At 74.2% G+C, this 19,627-nt stretch carries 12 protein-coding genes; 5 read left to right on the plus strand and 7 right to left on the minus strand.

The window, feature by feature from the left end:
- Window positions 1-6: 6 nt before the first annotated feature.
- The 7 genes from AB7J25_RS00940 to AB7J25_RS00970 all read right to left on the minus strand — a co-directional run bounded on the left by AB7J25_RS00940 (window position 7) and on the right by AB7J25_RS00970 (window position 7,036).
- A complete protein-coding gene (locus AB7J25_RS00940) occupies window positions 7-1,659 on the minus strand; it encodes a solute symporter family protein (RefSeq protein WP_428503932.1) in 1,653 nt (550 codons plus the stop codon).
- The gene (locus tag AB7J25_RS00945) at window positions 1,656-2,000 is read right to left on the minus strand and encodes a DUF485 domain-containing protein (protein ID WP_428503934.1); all 345 of its coding nucleotides are present in this window, start codon (window positions 1,998-2,000) and stop codon (window positions 1,656-1,658) included. The genes AB7J25_RS00940 and AB7J25_RS00945 overlap by 4 nt, the downstream gene beginning before the upstream one ends.
- 160 nt (window positions 2,001-2,160) lie before the next feature.
- Window positions 2,161-3,894, minus strand: a complete 1,734-nt coding sequence (locus AB7J25_RS00950; protein WP_428503936.1) for a cation acetate symporter — start codon at window positions 3,892-3,894, stop codon at window positions 2,161-2,163.
- On the minus strand, window positions 3,891-4,283 hold the full coding sequence (locus tag AB7J25_RS00955) for a hypothetical protein (RefSeq protein WP_428503938.1): 393 nt from the start codon (window positions 4,281-4,283) through the stop codon (window positions 3,891-3,893). Before AB7J25_RS00955 ends, AB7J25_RS00950 begins: the two co-directional genes overlap by 4 nt.
- Window positions 4,280-5,050, minus strand: a complete 771-nt coding sequence (locus tag AB7J25_RS00960; protein ID WP_428503940.1) for a LytR/AlgR family response regulator transcription factor — start codon at window positions 5,048-5,050, stop codon at window positions 4,280-4,282. The genes AB7J25_RS00955 and AB7J25_RS00960 overlap by 4 nt, the downstream gene beginning before the upstream one ends.
- Window positions 5,047-6,183: a sensor histidine kinase gene (locus AB7J25_RS00965; RefSeq protein ID WP_428503942.1), complete on the minus strand. Its 1,137-nt coding sequence runs from the start codon at window positions 6,181-6,183 to the stop codon at window positions 5,047-5,049. The genes AB7J25_RS00960 and AB7J25_RS00965 overlap by 4 nt, the downstream gene beginning before the upstream one ends.
- A gap of 85 nt (window positions 6,184-6,268) precedes the next feature.
- Window positions 6,269-7,036 (minus strand): IspD/TarI family cytidylyltransferase, encoded by a 768-nt coding sequence (locus AB7J25_RS00970; protein ID WP_428503944.1) that lies wholly within the window; start codon window positions 7,034-7,036, stop codon window positions 6,269-6,271.
- A 202-nt stretch (window positions 7,037-7,238) separates the two neighbouring features.
- Between AB7J25_RS00970 and AB7J25_RS00975 the strand changes: the two genes are divergently transcribed.
- From AB7J25_RS00975 to AB7J25_RS00995, 5 genes are all read left to right on the plus strand, one after another.
- Window positions 7,239-9,665: an LCP family protein gene (locus AB7J25_RS00975; RefSeq protein ID WP_428503946.1), complete on the plus strand. Its 2,427-nt coding sequence runs from the start codon at window positions 7,239-7,241 to the stop codon at window positions 9,663-9,665.
- 102 nt (window positions 9,666-9,767) lie between these two features.
- Window positions 9,768-10,079, plus strand: a complete 312-nt coding sequence (gene mihF, locus AB7J25_RS00980; protein WP_428503948.1) for an integration host factor, actinobacterial type — start codon at window positions 9,768-9,770, stop codon at window positions 10,077-10,079.
- 63 nt (window positions 10,080-10,142) lie between these two features.
- Window positions 10,143-11,495: a S1C family serine protease gene (locus AB7J25_RS00985; protein WP_428503950.1), complete on the plus strand. Its 1,353-nt coding sequence runs from the start codon at window positions 10,143-10,145 to the stop codon at window positions 11,493-11,495.
- Between the two features lie 453 nt (window positions 11,496-11,948).
- Window positions 11,949-13,919, plus strand: a complete 1,971-nt coding sequence (locus AB7J25_RS00990; RefSeq protein WP_428503952.1) for a 3-oxoacyl-ACP synthase III family protein — start codon at window positions 11,949-11,951, stop codon at window positions 13,917-13,919.
- Between the two features lie 77 nt (window positions 13,920-13,996).
- On the plus strand, window positions 13,997-19,624 hold the full coding sequence (locus AB7J25_RS00995) for a carboxyl transferase domain-containing protein (RefSeq protein WP_428503954.1): 5,628 nt from the start codon (window positions 13,997-13,999) through the stop codon (window positions 19,622-19,624).
- Window positions 19,625-19,627: the final 3 nt, after the last annotated feature.

A 19,627-nucleotide genomic window follows, 5' to 3' on the forward strand; every position in this document is an offset into this window, starting at 1 on the left:
GAGAGGTCAGTGCGCGACGGCCTTCTCCGCCCCCGCTCCGGTGAGGGAACGGACCTCCATCTCGGCGTACTTGGCGGCATCGCCCGCGTCCCGGCGGCCGATCCAGGCGCCGATCGCGCCGAGCAGGAAGGACAGCGGGATCGAGATGATGCCCGGGTTGTCCAGCGGGAACCAGTGGAAGTCCACGCCCTGCAGCATCGACGGGCTGCGCCCGGTCACCGGGTCGACCGGCTTGCCGGACACGACCGGCGAGAACACGATCAGCACCACGGTGACGAACAGGCCGCCGTAGATGCTGAACAGCGCACCGGTGGTGTTGAACCGCTTCCAGAACAGCGAGTAGAGGATCGTCGGCAGGTTCGCCGAGGCCGCGACGGCGAAGGCCAGTGCGACGAGGAAGGCGATGTTCTGGCCGTTGGCGAGGATGCCGCCCGCGATCGCGACCACGCCGATGACGACGGCGGTGATCCGCGCGACCCGCACCTCGGCGTTCGGGTCCTCGACGTTGCCCCGCTTGATCACGTTGACGTAGATGTCGTGGGCGAACGACGCCGACGCGGTGATCGTGAGCCCGGCGACGACGGCGAGGATCGTCGCGAACGCGACCGCGGCGATGATCCCCAGCAGGAGCGGTCCACCGAGCTCGAAGGCGAGCAGCGGCGCGGCAGAGTTGGCCGCCCCCGGGGCCTTCTTGATGACGTCGGAGCCGACGAGCGCACCCGCGCCGTAGCCCAGCACCAGGGTGAACAGGTAGAACAGGCCGATCAGCCAGATCGCCCACACCACCGAGCGGCGGGCCTCCTTGGCCGTGGGCACGGTGTAGAAGCGCATGAGGATGTGCGGCAGGCCAGCGGTGCCGAGCACGAGGGCGAGGGCGAGGGAGAGGAAGTCGAGCTTGGAGAGCTCGGACTTGCCGTACTGCTTGCCCGGGCTGAGCAGCGCCTGGCCTGCGTCGCCGGCGCGGTCGACGGCCGCGCCGAGCACCGCCGAGAGGTTGAACCCGAACAGCGCGAGCACCCACAGCGTCATGATCCCGGCACCGCTGATGAGCAGGACGGCCTTGATGATCTGCACCCAGGTGGTGCCGCGCATGCCGCCGATGAGCACGTAGGCGATCATCACGACGCCGACGATCGCGATGACGATGCCCTGCTGCGCCTTGCTCGTGACGTTGAGCAGCAGCGCGACGAGGCCGCCCGCGCCCGCCATCTGCGCGAGCAGGTAGAAGAACGACACGGCGAGGGTCGACGTGGCCGCGGCGGCGCGGACGGGGCGCTGGCGCATGCGGAACGCCAGCACGTCGCCCATCGTGTACTTGCCGGTGTTGCGCAGCAGCTCAGCGACCAGCAGCAGCGCGACGAGCCATGCGACGAGGAAGCCGACGGAGTAGAGGAAGCCGTCGTAGCCGTTGATGGCGATGGCACCCGCGATGCCGAGGAACGACGCGGCGGACAGGTAGTCGCCGGAGATGGCGACCCCGTTCTGGGGGCCGGAGAAGCCGCCGCCCGCGGTGAAGAAGTCCGAGGCGCCGCTGGATGCGCGCCTGCTCACCCGCACCACGATGGCGAGGGTGGCGACGACGAAGAGGCCGAAGATCGAGATGTTGAGGATCGGGCTGCTCGCGACGATGCCCTGGGCGAGGACGGTCTGCGTGGTCACTTCTCACCCTCCAGGCGCTCGCGCAGGCTGCTCGACAGGGGGTCGAGGCGACGGTCGGCGAAGCGCACGTACCAGGCGGTGATCGCGAACGTCGAGACGAACTGGAGCAGGCCCATCACCAGGCCGACGTTGATGTTGCCCCACAGCGGGATGCTCATGAAGCCCGCCGCGTAGGTCGCGAGGAGCACGTAGAGCGCGTACCAGCCGAGGAAGAGGGCGGTGACGGGGAAGACGAACCGGCGCAGCCGGCCGCGCAGCTCGGCGAACTCGGGGCTCGCCTGGACCGTCTGCCAATCCTCCGAGCTGGGGGATCGCGAGCCCGGCGGGGTCTCGATGGTCACGTCGCTGAACCTCCTTGTCCGCGCCCGGCGTCCGCGGGCATGGCGGACACGCAACCGTGCCGCGACGCCCGGCGGTAGCACGAAACGCCACGACGACGGACGGCGCGACCGGCGGCCGACGAACGGCACCACGGACGGACGAGCGGTCCGGTCTCACCGCTCACGCAACGGAGTGGTCGGCGCTCCTACGCCCCCCTGGACGGGTGGCGGGACGGGGTTCGTCGTCCAGGTGCAGCCGCAGCATGGCGTCCTCGGCCCAGCTCGGCGGCTCGGTGCGCCACGAGACGACGATCATCGTGGCGAACGCCAGCGGCACCGACAGGAGGGCGGGCGAGGTGAGCAGCAGCGCGAGCATGCCGGGCTCGACCGGCAGCACCACGCCCAGCGCCATCACCCCGGCCGACGCGGCCAGCCCGACCGACATCCCGGCCATCGCCCCGCGCCGGGTGAGCCCCGACCACCAGATCCCGAGCACCAGGAGCGGGCAGAACGTCGACGCCGCCACCGCGAACGCCGACGTGACCAGCGGTCCGACGTCCAGCTGGGAGGCGGGCAGCGCGAGCAGCACCACGACCCCGGCCGCGAAGAACCCGGTGAGCCGCAGCCGCCGCAGCGACCCCGGCACGAGGTCGTGGGACAGCGCCCCGGACATCGCGAGCACCAGGCCCAGCGACGTCGCGAGGAACGCTGCGATCGCACCGGCCGCGAGCATCGCCGTGAACATCGCCCCGACGCTGCCGGGATCGACCCGTGACGGGAGCGCGACGACGACCGTGTCCGTCGCCCCGGACAGGTACAGCTCCGGCAGGAGCACCCGGCCCAGCGCCCCGTACACCACCGGGAACAGATAGAACGCCCCGAGCAGCGGCACCGTGAGTGCGGCCGTGCGCCGCGCGGCGCGGCCGTCCGGGCTGGTGTGGAACCGCACCAGGATGTGCGGCAGGCCCATCGTGCCGAGCACGGTCGCCACCAGCACCGACCACGTCGACAGCAGCGGGTGTCCCGTCTCCCCCGCGTCCAGCAGCGGGACGCTCCACTCCGGACCACCCAACGGCGCCGAGCCCACCACCCGGGGCACCGCAGCACCCGCCGGGAACACCCACGTGCTGCCGCCCGCGGCCTCGTGCTCCCCCGCCGGGATCTCGCGGACCGGGCCGCCGTCCACCGCGATCGCGAGCGGGGCGTCCAGGACCATGACCGTGTCCAGCTCGAACTGGACCGGCGTCGGCGCCGCGAACGTCGTGACGTGCAGCGGCGTGAACGCCTCGGCGCGCACCTGCGGCCCGACCTGCACGAGCAGCCACACCGCGGGCACGGCGAACAGCAGGAGCTTCACGAGGAACTGGAACGCCTGCACGTAGGTGGCCGCGCGCATCCCGCCCAGCGCGAGCGTCGTCGCCACGACAGCGCCCGCCGTGACCACGCCGAGCCAGTAGGGCGTCCCCGAGACCCGCATGAGCACCTGGCCCGCCGCGATGAACTGCGGGACCAGGTACATCGTGGCGATCACGAGCACCACCACCGCCGAGAGCCTGCGCAGCCGCACCGACCCCAGCCGGGCCTCCGCGAAGTCCGGCACGGTGAGCGCACCGGTGCGCCGCATCGGCGCCGCGACGAGGGTGAGCATCGCGACGTAGCCCGCCGTGAAGCCCACCGGGTACCACAGTGCGCCCACGCCGTCCTTCACCATGAGCCCGGCGACCCCGAGGAACGACGCCGTCGACAGGTACTCCCCCGCCACCGCGGCGGCGTTGAGCAGCGGCGACACCCGGCGCGAGGCCACGAGGAAGTCCGACGTGGACCGCATCGCGGCCACGCCGCGGGCGCCGATCACCAGCGTCGCGCCGATGATGGCGAACACCGCGATCGTCGTGACCGAGAGCCCCGCGGTCACGGGCTGCCGTCGCGCTCGATCCGTTCGGCACCGCGCAGCTGCCCCGCCGCGATCGCCGCGAGCATCGGGTAGGGCAGGATCGCGACCGCGAACCAGGCCAGCGGCATCCCGGCCACCTGCACGTCCACGAGGCCCGGCGCGAGCCACAGCAGCAGCGGCCCGCCGATCGCCAGCGCCGCGACGACGGCGAGGCCGAGCACCGCGAAGCGCAGCTGGCGGCGGCGCACCCAGCGGGCCCGTGCTGCGGACGCGGCCGGCAGGCGGGGCTGGCGGCGCGGCGGCCCGGACCGGGGGCGGGCGAGCGCGAGGCGCGTCTGGGGGCTCGTGACGGTGACGCGCCGCGGGGTGCGCCCCGGCCGGCCCCGCCCGGCCTGCGGACGGTCGGTCACGACGACCCCGCCTCGAAGTCCCCGCGCGCCGCCGCGGCCATCAGCTCGTCGCGCAGTCCCCGGGCGTGGCGGCGGCTCACCGGCACGTCCCCGACGTCGGTGTGTGCGAGCAGGCCGCCGCTGACGTCGCTGCGCAGCTCCTGGACCGCTGCGATGCCGAGCAGGTAGCTGCGGTGCACCCGGACGAACCCGGCGTGCGTCCAGTGCTCCTCCAGCCGGGAGATCGGGATGCGCACGAGGTGCGCCCCTGACGGCGTGTGCAGCCGCACGTAGTCCCCGTGCGCCTCGACGAACCGGACGTCCGCGCGCGGCACGAACCGGGTGCGCCCGCCCAGCTCGACGGGGATGACGGCGAGCGCGTCCACCGCGGCGGCCGCCCGGGCCGCCCCCTCGCCCTGGGGGGTGGAGCGGCGGATCCGGCGGATCGCGGCGGCGAGCCGGTCCGCGGCCACCGGCTTGAGGACGTAGTCGACCGCGCCGATCCCGTAGGCCTGCACGGCGTGCTCGGCATGCGCGGTGACGAACACGATCAGCGGTGGCTCGGCCATCCGGCCCAGCAGCTCCCCCAGCTCGAGGCCGTCCAGGCCCGGCATGGAGATGTCGAGGAAGACGGCGTCGAAGGGCCGGTCCCGGATCAGGCGCAGCGCGCTGACCGGGTCGCCCGCCGTGGCGACCTCGGCGACCTCGGGCGACTCCTCAAGCAGGACCCGGAGCTCCTCCAGCGCCGGGGCGACGTCGTCGACGGCGAGCACGCGCAGTCCGGTCACGACACCACGACCCCGGGGTGGAACCGCGGCATCCGCACGGTGACCTTCGTGCCGGCCCCCGGCGCGGTCTCCAGGACGAGGCCGAACGCGGGGCCGTACACCGCGCGCATCCGGCGGTCCGCGTTGACCAGGCCGAGGCCGTCGCCTCCTCCCGTTCCGGCGAGCATCGCCCGGGCCACGTCCGGGTCCATCCCCGGGCCGTCGTCCTCGATCGTGATGACGCAGTCCGGGCCGAGGGCCTCACCGCTCACCTGCACCGTCCCGCTTCCACCCGACAGCTCCACGCCGTGCTGCACGGCGTTCTCCACCAGGGGCTGCAGCACGAGGAAGGGCACCGCCACCGGCAACACCTCCGGCGCCACCCGCACCTGCACCCGCAGCCGCTCCCCGAGCACCGCCCTGGCCAGCGCGAGGTAGGCCTCGATACCGCCGAACTCCTGGGCGAGCGTCGTGTAGTCGCCGTGGCGGCCGAGGCCGTGGCGGGTGTAGTCGGCGAAGTCCAGCAGAAGGTCGTGGGCACGGTCGGGATCCGAGCGGACGAACGACGCCACCGTCGTGAGTGCGTTGTAGACGAAGTGCGGCGAGATCTCCGCACGCAGCGCACGCAGCTCAGCGGCCTCCGCCACCTCCGCCGAGGCCTCCAGCCTGCCCCGCTCCACCGCGTCCCCGACCCAGGCCGCCGCCTCCTCCGCGGAGCGCACCCGCACCGGCCCGGTGACGATCAGCACGCCCACCAGCTCGTCGCGCACCCGCAGGGGCAGTGCCAGTGCCCCGGCGCCGCCGATGCGCCCGGCGCCCACCCGAGCGTCGGTGCGCAGCACCTCCTCGACCAGCCGATCCGCGTCCGCAGGCGCGCGCCCCGACCAGGACGGCTCACCGGACAGTCCCACGAGGCCCACCGCGTCCGCCTCCAGCAGGCGCCGCAGTTCGCGGGCCGCCAACCCCGGGCCCGGGCCGGTGAGGCCGCCACGCAGGTGCGCCGCGACCCGCCGCGCGACCGCGAGGACATCCGCAGCCGCCGCGCCGTCGCGGCGCCTGCGCCGGTGCGTGCCGCGCCCGTCCACCGGCGGATCGGCGGAGGCCCCCACGTCGGTGCCGGTCGCGAGCATCCCGCCCCCCGCCTCCTTTGTCACCGGGGGCGCCACCGGGAGCGCCACTGGGAGCCTGACGTTAGCCAACCTGGGCCGTCCCGTGCACGCGACACCGTCGGCGGGATCCTCAGCCGCGCCCGCTCTCGGCCGCGGTCAGGGCCCGCTCGGCCACCGGGAGGTCGCGCGCGTAGGTGATCTTCAGGTTGCGGCCGGTCGCCACCACCCAGCGCGCGCCCACGCCCGCATACCGCTCGACGCAGGACGCGGTGTCCGTGCCGACGAAGCCGTCGCGCAGCGCCGCCTCGCACGCCGCGAGGAGCGGTCCGGCACGGAAGCCCTGCGGCGTCTGCACCGCGACCAGCCCCGGCACCGTCGCCGTCAACCGTTCCCCGACCGGGAACGGCATGTCGTCGCTCTCCGTGACCGCTGCCGCCGCTGCGGCGACTGCGAGATCGGGCACCGCCACGCCCGGCACCGCCCCGCCGTGCGCGCGCGCCATCGCCAGCACCTCGCGCGCCAGCTCAGGCGTCGCGAGGGGCCGTGCACCGTCGTGGACCAGCACCGCATCGATCAGACCTGCCGCGACGCGCCCGGACAGCGCGCGCAGTCCGGACAGCTCGGACTCCTGGCGCGACGCCCCGCCGTCCACGACCAGCAGCTCGGCCGCCCCGGCGAGGTCCGGATCGGCTTCGATCATCGCGCGGGCGGCCGCCCGCTCCTGCGGCCGCGTGACCAGCACGATCGGGCCGATCTCGGGCATTCGCACGAACGTCGCGAGCGATCGGGCGAGCACCGGCCTGCCTGCCACCGGGAGCAGCACCTTGTTCCGGTCCGCGCCCACCCTGGTGCCGCTCCCGCCCGCGAGGACGACCGCTGCGGCGAGGATCTCCGTCACTTTCAGTAGGCTAGTCGTTGGACTCGACATGGCTGCGGCACGCGGGTCCCGTCCGGGACGGCTCGCCGGCATGCCCCGCGACGCCGCGGGAAGGCACGGGACGGGCATCGGACGCGACGGCACACGGGCCGTCCGGCACAGGACGGGCGGCACACCGACCGGCACGGGCAGCAGACCGGCCGAAAGGCGAGGAGGGCGCGGGGTGGAGGACACCTCCGTTCCACGGGCCGGCGGTCGCCCGCCGGGCCGCAGGCCCGCGCCGCCACGCGGCCCCGCCCGGCCCGGCCCGGACCCGCAGAACGGCGTGCCCGGCCCCGTCCCCGGCCCGCAAGCGGGTGGGCCCGGCCCGCAGGCGGGTGGGCCCGGCCCCGTCCCCGGCCCACAGGCGGGTGGGCCCGGCCAGCCGCCCACGCCGGGTGGCCAGCAGGCGCCGCCCGGAGCGCAGCCGACCCCGTCCCCGGCCGGCCCGTCCGCACCCGCTCTCTCCGACACCGCTCTCTCCGACACCGCGACCCGCCCCCTGCGCGGGATCCTCCCCCCGGCGGGCGAGCTGCCGACCCGCCGACTGCCCCGCACCGTCGACGACCCCGACGACCGGCCGACCACGCTGATCGGACCGTCCGGGCCGGCCCCGGGCGCGGCCTGGGACGACGCCCACGACGGGGCGGGTGCTCGCCACGACGGCGCCGAGGCCGCGCAGGATCCGATCGCTCCCTGGACGGGGGCCATCCCGGCCACGAGCCCGGACGAGGCCGGGGACCGGGCCGCAAAGCCCGGGGCGCCGCCCACCGATCCGCCGGCCGCGTCCCCGCAGCTGCGCCGCGTGGCGTGGCCGGAGAAGCGCGACCCCCGCACGCTGAAACGGGCGCTGCTCGCGGCGGCGGCGTCCACCGTCGCGCCCGGCGCCGGGCAGATCCTGCTGCGCCGCCGCCATCTGGGCACGGTGCTGCTGGGCGGCTTCGTCGTCGTCGTGGCGGTCGTCGCGGCGCTGGCGGCGACCACGGACCGCGCGGCACTGCTGGAGAAGCTGCTCTCCACCCGGGTGCTCATCGGCGCCGCGATCGTGTGCCTCGCCGCCGCCGCCACCTGGATCGGCGTGATCGTGCACGCCTACCTGATCGGCCGCCCGCGCCGGATGCGCGCGGGCAAGCAGGTCCTGGGGGCGGCCACGGTGGCCGTGCTGTGCCTCGCGGTGGCCACCCCCCTCGGCCTGGCGGCGCACGTCGCGAACTCCCAGCGCAGCCTGCTCGACGCGCTGTTCCCGAGCGGTGGCGCGGACGCCGCGGCCGCGATCGGCAAGCCGCGGCTCACCATCCTGCTCGTCGGCAGCGACGCGGGTCCGGACCGCACGGGCACGCGCACGGACACGATGATGGTCGCGAGCATCGACACGAGGACGGGCCGGACCACGCTGTTCGGGCTGCCCCGCAACATCGGGTTCGCCCGGTTCCCACCGGGCTCGCCGATGGCCGAGAGGTTCCCCAACGGCTTCCACGACCGGTCCCAGCCGCTGTCCGGGGACTACCTTCTGAACGCCGTCTACGCCTACGGGCACGCGTTCCCGCAGGTGGCGCCGCCCGGACCGACCGCGGACCCGGGGCTGAACCTGCTGCAGTCGTCGATCTCCTACATGCTCGGGCTGCCGATCGACTACCAGATCGTCGTCGACATGGCCGGGTTCGCGGCGCTCATCGACGCCCTCGGGGGCCTGACGGTGGACGTCGGGCCCGAACGGATCACGATCGGTGGCATCGGGCCCCACGGGCAGAAGGTCAGGCCTCAGGGCTTCATCGAGCCGGGCGTGCAGCAGCTCACCGGGGAGCAGGCGCTCGCGTTCGCCCGGTCGCGAACGAACTCGAGCGACTACGTCCGGATGGGGCGCCAGCGCTGCCTCATCCAGTACGTCCTGGAGCAGAAGACGCCCACGGACCTCCTGACCAACTTCCAGGCGGTGGCGCGGGCGACCACGGCGAGTGTGTCGACGGACGTCCCGCGCGAGGTGCTCCCCGCCCTCGTCGCCCTCGCGGGCGGCGACGGGTTCACCCTGGAGAGCATCGCGTTCGACCCGAACCTGCCCGACCCGAACACCCCGGACGGGCGGTTCAACACCTACAACCCGGACGTGCCGTACATGCGTCAGGTCGTGCGGGAGGCGATCAGCCGGCCCGCCTCGGCGCCCGCCGGGTCCGCTGCAGCGCCGCCCGCCGCCCCGTCCGTCGAGCCGGATGACGGCGCGACGGCGGCGAGCACGCGCGGCTCCCGCGCCGGGTCCGGGCAGACCGGCGCCCCGGTGTCGCCCCCGGTGCCGCAGGCCCTGGCCGAGTCCTGCACGCCGTCCGCGGTGGCTGCCGCAGCGGCGTCGGACGCCGGGCCCGCCCCCGACGCGGTCGAGGCCCCCCGTCCGCAGGTGACGAAACCCCCGCGGAGCTCGTCCTCCCAGGCGACGAGCTCGCGGGGCTCCTCGTCGGGCAGCTCCCGCAACTCGGCCTCCGCGGAGGGGTCGGGGTCCTCGACGAGCGGCAGCGACGCGGCGTCCGACGGGCCGTCGAGCACGCGTTCCCGGTCCTCCGGTGGCACGAGCGACTCCTCGGACGACTCCGGGGACGGCAGCACCTCCGACGGCACCTGACACCCCCGCCGACCGGTCCCGCCAGCGGATTTGCCACCCTGGGCCCCGACGAACATCGTGTCGCGCGCCGTTCGGTTGCCGGCACGGAGAGGAGAAGACGTCATGGCACTGCCCCAGCTCACCCCCGAGCAACGCGCCGAGGCCCTGAAGAAGGCCGCCGCGGCCCGCACCGCCCGCAAGGAGCTGCGCGACGCCATCGCCCGCGGTGACGAGACCATCCCGGCGGTGCTCGGACGCGCGAAGTCCGACTCGGTCGTCGGCAAGACGAAGGTCGCGGACCTGCTCAAGAGCCTGCCCGGCTACGGTCCCGCCAAGGTGTCGGCGCTCCTGGAGCAGACGGGGATCGACGCGTCGCGGCGGGCCGCCGGCCTGGGCGAGCGGCAGCGCCAGGCGCTGCTGGACGCTCTCAAGTAACCCGGGGGGAACTCCCAGGGCGTCCTCAGGGAGCTACCAGGTTCGGTCCCCATCCTGGGAACCATGAACCAGACCGCCCCGCTCCCGGGGCCCGGCCGGGTGCCGGGCTCCCCCTCCCCCGCCGAGCCCTCCGGCGTCGACGCGCCCATCGCCGGGTACGCCGCAGCGGGGCCCGCCGCAGGTCCGACCGTCCCGGGGCCGTCGTGGCCGCCGGTCGGCCCGCCGCCCGCCCAGGCCCCGCCGGGCGCCGCCCGCCCGGGTGGGCGGCGCCCGGTCACCGCCGTCGTGACCGCCGCCGTGGTCGCCGCCCTCGTGGGTGGGGCCGCCGGTTTCGGCGGTGCGTACCTGGCGGAGGGCCGCACGTCCAGCCCGGTGCTCGGCTCGGTCTCGTCGGCCACCACGAGCACCGCGGACGGCACGGTCGCCGGGGCCGCGGCGGTCGCGACGCCGAGCACCGTCGACATCCGGGTGACCACGGCGCGCGGGGCGGCCGAGGGCAGCGGGGTCGTGCTCACCGCGGACGGCGCGGTGCTCACCAACAACCACGTCGTGGCGGAGGCGGCGTCCGGCAACGGCTCGATCACCGTGACCCTCGCCGACGGCAGCCAGCACCCGGCGCGCGTCGTCGGCACCTCCCCCAGCTACGACATCGCCGTGCTGCGCATGGACGGTGCCACCGGGCTGACCCCGGCCGCGCTCGGTCGCAGCGCCGATCTGACGGTGGGCCAGCAGGTCGTGGCGATCGGCTCGCCGCAGGGCCTGGAGGGCACCGTCACCACCGGCATCGTGAGCGCGCTGAACCGCACGGTGGCCGTGGCGGGCGACGGCGGTCAGGCCGTGGTCTACAACGGCCTGCAGACCGACGCCCCGATCAACCAGGGCAACTCCGGCGGCCCGCTGGTGGACCTGTCCGGGCACGTCGTGGGCATCAACTCGGCGATCGCGACAGCGGGCCAGCAGAGCACCGGCAGCATCGGCCTTGGCTTCGCGATCCCGATCGACCAGGCTCGCCGGGTCGCGCAGGAGATCCTGGACTCCGGCGTGGCGACCAAGCCCCTGCTCGGGGTCCAGGGCAGCGGGGGCGGCAGCCTCGCAGGCGGGTTCGGCGGCAGCGACGGCACCGGGGCCACCGGGGGATCGGCCACCGGTGCGACGGTCCAGGCGGTCACCAGCGGCTCGCCCGCGGCGAGTGCGGGCATCGTGGCCGGGGACACCGTCCTGCAGGTCGGCGACGCCCGTGTCGCGGACTTCACCGACCTCGTCGCCCGGATCGGCGCGCACGCCCCTGGCGAGACCGTGACGCTCACCGTCCGGTCCGCGGACGGCCAGCAGCGGCAGGTGCAGGTGACGCTCGCGAGCACCGAGGACCGCGCCCCGACGACGAGCAACCGGGTCGTGCCCGGCGGGCTCAACTGACCCGCCCGGCCGGGCGGCGGCGCGCCGTTCGGCCGGGCATTCCGCCGGGCCGGCTCGACCACCCCCTGGGCGGGCCGGCCCGGCCCTGATGCGCGAACGGCACGTACGGGAAGACCTATTTCCCGTACGTGCCGTTCGCGCATCTCGGGCGGGGCGGGGCGGGTGACCGGGTGACCGGGTGACCGGGTGACCGGGTGACAGGGCGGCGGCGATTCCGACGGTTGACCGGGCGGGAAGTGGGGACCCTCCCACGGTGACGCTGCGTCGACGACGCAACGAACTCGTTGCTGCGACCGTGCGGATTTTTCGCGACCGCTACCTCGCCAAACGCTACCGAAGAGTATAGTTACGCGTCACTCCGTGATGCGCGACAGGTGCTCTTGTGCTCCATGCGTGGGGTCGGTTGGGTTGGCGTCACCGCATCGTGCCCGTCCGGAGGGAGACCCCACTCGTATGAAACCGTTCGTCGTCAACAGGCACGGCCGCCTCGTCTTTCCGGCGACGGTCCTCGGCGAGCTCGACGTCTCGGTCCTGCAGACGCTCGACCAGCTGTCGGCCGTGATCTCACGCGACTTCGAGGCGAAGGCCCCGACGGGAACCGACATCCTGGAGCGCGTCGAGGCCGGCTCCTACCCCGGCCGCTTCGAGCTGCTGCGCGATCTCGGGCAGAACCTCTTCTGGGTCAACCGCTACTCCCTGCCGCTCTACGACAAGCGCCCCACCCGGTGGCGTGACGTGCCGCGCAACCGCTCCGACGTGTTCCTCCCGGTGCTCACCCCGTGGCAGGACGGCGACCGCAAGGTCGCGGCCGTCGAGAAGGCCTACCGCGAGCTCCCCGCCTCGTTCGACGCCGCAACCGAGGACCGGATCTTCGGCCTGCTGTTCGACGTGTTCGGCCACCGCCGCCACCACGCCACGGAGCTGCCCGCCGTGAAGCCGACCGTCGCCGAGCTGCTCGCGCAGCCGGGCGCGCTCACCTTCGTGCTTCCCGAGCACGACCCGGACTACCCCGTGTTCGGCACGGCCGCGGTCCTCGACGCCCACGCCGACGTGCCGGAGCTGGAGGCCCTGCTGCGCTGGGCGATGGTGCTGCACGACCAGTACCCGTGGGACCGCTCGCGCACGGAGCTGCGCCCGCTCTCCGAGGTCGGCGACGACGAGTTCGTCGTGACGTTCCACCCGCGCAACCGCGACGTGGAGGCGTTCCTGGAGCGGGCCCGCTCCGGTTCCGCGACGCGTCCCGCCGCCGCGACCACCCCGGTCGAGGCCAAGCCCCCGGTCCGCCCGTACCCGGCGGTGCGGGTGCAGGAGACGTTCGCGGTGAAGCCGCGGATCGAGTCGCTCGCGGTGGCGCGCGGCGAGATGGTCTGCTCCAACGAGGACGTCATCCGCAACGCGAGCTTCTCCTGGTCGCCCATGAGCGCGAGCGAGATCAGCCGCAAGACCGGCATCGACGCACGCCGCTACTCCGCGCGGGACCTGGAGGAGCTGGCCCTCGACGCGGCCCGCGACGCACTGGCCCATGCCGGGCGCGAGCCGGAGGAGATCGGCGCCGTCCTGGTGGCCACGTGCACCAGCACCCGGCTCATCCCGTCCGTGGCGTGCTGGCTGTCCGGCGAGCTGGGGATCCTGCAGACCCACGCGTCGGCCGACATCGTCGCGGCCTGCGCGGGGATGCCCTACGGGCTCTCGGAAGCGGTGCGCCTGCTCCAGGAGGTGGAACGTCCCATCCTGCTGGTCTGCGCGGAGAAGTTCTCCGACAAGATCGGCGGCGTGCGCACGTCCCGCATGATCTTCGGCGACGGAGCGGCCGCGATGGTCGTCGCGCCCGCACCCGACGGCGACGCGGGCGACGTCGAGCTGCTGCAGACCTACGCGAGCGGCCCCTGGTCCCAGGTGAACTCGATCATCTGGCCGAACCCCGAGTTCGACAACGACATCACCGTCTACGGTCCGCAGGTCAAGGCGCTCGCCGGCCGCTACCTCACCCAGATGATCGACGAGCTGGGCGCGATGCCAGCGGACGGCGGCTCGGTGATCGACACCGTGGACCTGATCGTCCCGCACCAGGCCAACCGCACCATGATCGTGGACCTGGCCGAGAAGGCCGGGCTGCGCGAGGAGCAGCTGTACTTCAACATCGCCGACGTCGGCAACGTGTCGTCGGCGTCGATCCCGCTCGCGCTCTACGACGCGGTGCGCGACGGCGTGGTGGACCGGCCGATGCGGGTGTTCGCGCCCGGGTTCGGCGCGGGCGCGGTGGGCGGCTACGCCGTGTTCACGATGGATCCCGCGATCGTCGCCCCCGAGCGGGCGGTCCCGGCCGGAGCGACGGCGTCGCCCGGCACCGACGGGGACGGCGCCGCGCCGCACTATCCGCCCGTCCCGCCCACGAGCGACAACGTCGAGGCCGCATTCGGGTGAGACCGCCCGGGAGCAACACCGAGACCAGCACCGCGACCGACCCCCCGCTCCAGGCACCGATCCACGGAGGTTCATCGATGTCCTCGCCGCAGTCCGCCCCGGCAGCCGACATGCGGCAGCTGCGCCGGGTGGCGATCGTCAACCGCGGGGAGCCGGCGATGCGCCTGATCCACGCGGTGCGGGAGTGGAACGCCGAGCATCCGGACGACGAGCCGCTGCAGACGATCGCGGTGCACACCGCGGTGGACCGCAGGGCGATGTTCGTGCGTGAGGCGGACGAGGCGATCCTCATCGGGTCCGACGATCCGGACGACATGGGCCCGAACCCCTACCTCGACTTCGCCGTGCTGGAGCGCGCACTGCGGGAATGCCGGGCGGACGCGGTGTGGCCGGGCTGGGGCTTCGTGTCGGAGAAGGCCGAGTTCGCGCAGCTGTGCCGCGATCTGGGCATCGCGTTCGTGGGCCCGCCGCCGGAGGTCATGCGCCGGCTGGGCGACAAGATCGAGTCGAAGCTGCTCGCCGAGGCCACCGGCGTGCCGATGGCGGCGTGGAGCGGCGGCCCGGTCGCCGACGTGGACGCGGCGCGCGCCGCCGCGGAGCGGATCGGCTTCCCGCTGATGGTGAAGGCCACGGCGGGCGGCGGCGGGCGCGGCATCCGCAAGGTCGAGCGGCCGGAGGACCTCGCCGAGGCATTCGAGCGGGCGAGTGCCGAGGGGGCCCGCACCGCGGGTGACGCCACCGTGTTCATGGAGCGCGCCATCCCGGGAGGGCGCCACGTCGAGGTGCAGGTCGTCGCGGACGCCACCGGCGACGTGTGGACGCTCGGCGTGCGGGACTGCTCGGTGCAGCGACGCAACCAGAAGGTCATCGAGGAGTCCGCGTCCACGGCGCTGGACGCCGAGCAGGAGCATCTGCTGCGCTCCTCCGCCGCGGCGCTCGCGAAGGCCGCGGGCTACGTCAACGCGGGCACCGTCGAGTTCCTCTACGAGCCCAAGGAGCGGCTGCTGTCGTTCCTGGAGGTCAACACGCGGCTGCAGGTGGAGCACCCGGTCACCGAGCTGACCACGGGCGTGGACATCGTCAAGCTGCAGCTGCACGTCGCGATGGGCGGGCGGCTCAACCAGGTCGCGCCGTCGGCCCCGCCCGCGCGCGGGCACGCGATCGAGGCGCGGCTCACCGCGGAGGACCCGGAGCTGGGCTTCGCGCCCGCGCCGGGGCGGATCGAGCACCTCGCCCTGCCCAGCGGGCCGGGCATCCGCGTCGACACCGGGGTGACCTCGGGCGACGTCATCCCGCCGCAGTACGACTCCATGATCGCCAAAGTCATCGCCTGGGGTCGCGACCGCGACGAGGCCCGCGCCCGCCTGGCCCGTGCGCTGCGCCAGACGATCGCGGTGATCGACGGCGGCACCACCAACAAGTCCTTCCTGCTGGACCTGCTGGAGCGGCCCGAGGTCGTCACGGGCGAGGTCGACACGACCTGGCTGGACTCCATGATGGCCGGCGGCTACGCCCCGCCGCGCAAGCTGGACGTGGCGCTGCTCGCCACCGCCGTCGAGGCGCAGGACCTGCACGTCACGCGCCAGCTCGACCGGCTGTTCACCTCGGCTGAGCGGGGTCGTCCGGAGGTCAACGCCGAGACCTGGCACCAGGTGGACGTGCGGGCGGCCGGGCAGTCCTACCGCCTGCGGGTCGCCCAGATCCGCGGCGCGCACTACCGCGTCGTGCTCGACGGCCGCGCCGTCGACGTCCGGGCGGAGCGCAGCGGCCGCTTCGAGCGCCGCCTCACCGTGGGCGGGCGGACGTACGCGGTGCTGTCGGTGCCGCAGGGCTCGGACTACCTCGTCGAGGTGGACGGCGCCGTGCACCGCATCTCCGGCGGTGAGCTCGGCCTGGTCCGCGCGCCCGCGCCGGCGATGGTCGTGTCCATCCCGGTGGCGGCGGGGGACGAGGTCGCCGCGGGCGACGTCGTGGCCGTCGTCGAGAGCATGAAGCTGGAGACGCCGCTGCGCGCGCCGGTCGCCGGACGGGTGCGCGAGGTGCTCGTCGCGGCGAACACGCAGGTGGAGGGCGGTACCAAGCTCGTGCGGCTGGAGCCCGAGGCGGCCGGTGAGGACGCCGCCCCGGGTGAGCGGGCGAGCTTCGCCGCCTTCGACGGCTCCGGCGGGGTCACCACCGCGCCGGACGCGCTGACGTCGCTGCGCGCGCTGGTGCTCGGCTTCGACGTCGACGAGGGCGTGGCCCGCCCGGCACTCGCGCAGCTCGCGCGCTCCGACGCGGCCGCCCCGGACACCGTCGCCGCCGAGATCGGCGTGCTGCGGATCTTCGCGGACCTCTGCGCGCTCTCGCGCAACCGCCGCGGCCCCGAGGGCGCGGACGTGTCCGATCCCGCCACCGGCTGGGGCGGCGAGGACGCCGGCAACACCCAGGAGTACCTCTACGCGTACCTGCGCTCGCGCGACGCCGACGCCGAGGGGTTGCCGGAGTCGTTCCGGGAGAAGCTGCGCCGCGCGCTCGCGCACTACGACGTCCACGACCTGGAGCCCGCACCCGCGCTGGACGCCGCGCTGTACCGGATCTTCCTGGCGCACCGCCGCGCCACCGGCCACGTGCCCGTGGTGATGCAGCTCCTGCAGTGGCGGCTGCGCCATCCGGAGGCGCTGCCGGCGGACCTGCGCGAGGAGTACGAGAGCGCCCTGGACGCGCTGGTGATCGCCACCCAGGTGCGCCACCCCGCCGTCGGCGTGCTGGCGCGGCGGGTGCGCTACCGCTGCTTCGACGGACCGGTGATCGCGCAGTCCCGGGTCCGCGGCCAGCAGCAGGTGCGCGACCTCCTCGGACGGCTCCCGGACCGCGAGGCGGACCCGCAGGGCTGGCGCGCGGGCATCGACGCGATCGTGGCGGCCGCCGAGCCCATCCTCGGCGTGTTCGACGCGGGCCAGCACGCGGCGATGCTCGAGGTGATGACGCGGCGCTACTACCGCATCCGCACCCTCACCGACGTCACGCTGCTCGACCGCGACGGCCGGCCGACCCTCACCGCGAGCTACACCCACGACGGCACCGAGCGCCTCGTCGTCGCGACGACGGTGTACACCACCCCGGACGCCCCCGCGTGGGGCGACCCGAAGGCGGTGGCGGGCGACCTGCGGCGGCTGCTGCCGACGCTGCCGGGCCGACCGGTGCTGCTGGACCTGTACGTCATCGCGGGCGAGGCGCCGGACTCCGACCCGGAGCGCTCGGCCGAGAAGATCAAGGCGCTGCTCGGGCGGCTCCCGGCCCCGCTGGAACGGATCGCGGTGGCGGTACGGCGGCCCGAGGGCGACGAGCGCTCGTCCTGGTTCACGTTCCGGCCGGGCGAGGACACCCGGCCCGTCGAGGACCGGACGCTGCGCGGCCTGCACCCGATGGTCGCCGAGCGGCTGGGGCTCTGGCGGTTCACGCACTTCGAGCTGACCCGCCTGCCCTCGCCCGTCGACGTGCACCTGTTCCGTGCCGTCGGCAGGCAGACTCCGGACGACAAGCGGCTCATCGCGCTGTCCGACGTGCGCGACTTCGAGGTGCTGCGCGCCGAGGACGGCCGGATCCGGGCGCTGCCCCAGCTGGAGCAGGTCCTGGACTCCTGCCTGGACGCGCTGCGTGACGCCCGGGCCGCGGATCCGGCGGACGGCAGGCTGGACTGGAACCGGGTGCTGCTCTACGTCTGGCCGGTGATCGACCTGCCGCTCTCGGAGTTCGACTCCGTCGTACGCCAGCTCGCGCCGCGCACGGACGGGCTGGGGCTGGAGCAGGTGATGGTCCAGTTCCGGGAGTCGGCCTCGACCGGCGAACCACGGGAGCGCATGCTGCGGCTCTCACGCCCGCCGGGGCAGGGCCTCACGCTGGCCGTCACCGCGCCGCCGACGGAGCCGATGCGCGAGCTCGACGCCTACACGCAGAAGGTGATCCGGGCCCGCCGCCGCGGGGCGGTGTACCCCTACGAGCTCGTCCCGATGCTCCTGCGCAGCCCGGACGGCGGCGCGCCTGGCACGTTCACCGAGTACGACCTCGACGAGCACGGGGTCGCGGTGCCGGTGCAGCGCCCGCCGGGGCAGAACACGGCCAACATCGTGCTGGGCGTGGCGACCACGCCGACGACGCGCTACCCGGAGGGCATGACGCGGGTCGTCCTCATCGGCGACCCGACGAAAGCCCTCGGGGCGCTCGCGGAGCCGGAGTGCGCGCGGGTGATCGCGGCGATCGAGCTGGCTCGGCGGCTCTCCGGGGACGCGAAGGGCGTGCCGATCGAGTGGTTCGCCGTGTCCGCAGGCGCGAAGATCGCCATGGACTCCGGCGTGGAGAACATGGAGTGGATCTCCCGGGCCCTGCGGGCGATCATCGAGTTCACCCAGGACGGCGGCGAGATGAACGTCGTCGTCACCGGGATCAACGTCGGCGCCCAGCCGTACTGGAACGCCGAGGCGACGATGCTGCTGCACACCAAGGGCATCCTCGTCATGACGCCGGACTCGGCGATGGTGCTCACCGGCAAGCAGTCGCTGGACTACTCCGGCGGCGTCTCGGCCGAGGACAACTTCGGCATCGGCGGCTACGACCGGATCATGGGCCCCAACGGCCAGGCGCAGTACTGGGCCCCGGACGTCTCCGGGGCGGTGGACGTCCTGCTCGCCCACTACGCGCACACCTACACCGCACCCGGCGAGCGGTTCCCGCGGCCTGCGGCGACCTCGGACCCGGTGGACCGCGACGTCTCGCCGTCGCCGCACTCGGGGCCGGGAACGGACTTCCGGCGCGTCGGGGAGATCTTCACCGACAACCCCGAGCGGAAGAAGCCGTTCGACATCCGCTCGGTGATGCGGGCGGTCGCCGACGCCGACCACCCGACGCTGGAGCGGTGGGCGGACATGATCGACGCGGAGGGCGTGGTCGTGCTGGACGCCCACCTGGGCGGGCAACCGGTGGCCCTGCTCGGCGTCGAGTCGCGGCCGCTGTCGCGACGCGGGCGGATCCCGATGGACGGGCCCACCTCGTTCACGGCCGGGACGCTGTTCCCGCGGTCGTCGAAGAAGATGGCCCGCGCGATCAACGCCGCCAGCGGCAACCGGCCGCTGGTGGTGCTCGCGAACCTGTCGGGCTTCGACGGCTCGCCGGAGTCGTTGCGCCTGCACCAGCTGGAGTACGGCGCCGAGATCGGCCGGGCGATGGTCAACTTCGACGGCCCGATCGTGTTCTGCGTGGTCTCCCGCTACCACGGCGGCGCGTTCGTCGTGTTCTCCGGGACGCTCAACGACAACATGGAGGTCGCCGCCGTCGAAGGCTCCTACGCCTCGGTCATCGGCGGTGCCCCGGCCGCAGCGGTCGTCTTCTCCGGTGAGGTGAACAAGCGCACGGCGGCCGACCCGCGGATCGCCGGGCTGGAATCCCGGCTCGCCGACGCCCGCCGCGCGGGCGAGGAGAGCGAGGTGGCGCGGCTCACCACCGAGCTCGCCACGGTACGGCCGGCGGTGCGGGCGGAGGTCCTGGGCACCGTCGCCGACGAGTTCGACACCGAGCACAGCATCGAGCGCGCCCAGCGCCTCGGCGCCGTGCACCGGATCGTCGAGCCGACGCAGCTGCGGCCCTACCTCGTCGACGCCGTGCGGCGGGGGATGGCGCGCTACGGAGTCGAGTTCGCACAGGCCGGGTCAGCAGAGGGGAAGGGATAGGAC

This window comes from Pseudonocardia sp., assembly GCF_050246655.1.
GTDB lineage: Bacteria > Actinomycetota > Actinomycetes > Mycobacteriales > Pseudonocardiaceae > Pseudonocardia.

What these genes read in the sequence shown, in the direction of transcription:
- mihF (WP_428503948.1), top strand. Translation starts at nt 9,768, where the DNA reads ATGGCACTGCCCCAGCTCACCCCCGAGCAACGCGCCGAGGCCCTGAAG.
- AB7J25_RS00985 (WP_428503950.1), top strand. Translation starts at nt 10,143, where the DNA reads ATGAACCAGACCGCCCCGCTCCCGGGGCCCGGCCGGGTGCCGGGCTCC.
- AB7J25_RS00990 (WP_428503952.1), top strand. Translation starts at nt 11,949, where the DNA reads ATGAAACCGTTCGTCGTCAACAGGCACGGCCGCCTCGTCTTTCCGGCG.
- AB7J25_RS00995 (WP_428503954.1), top strand. Translation starts at nt 13,997, where the DNA reads ATGTCCTCGCCGCAGTCCGCCCCGGCAGCCGACATGCGGCAGCTGCGC.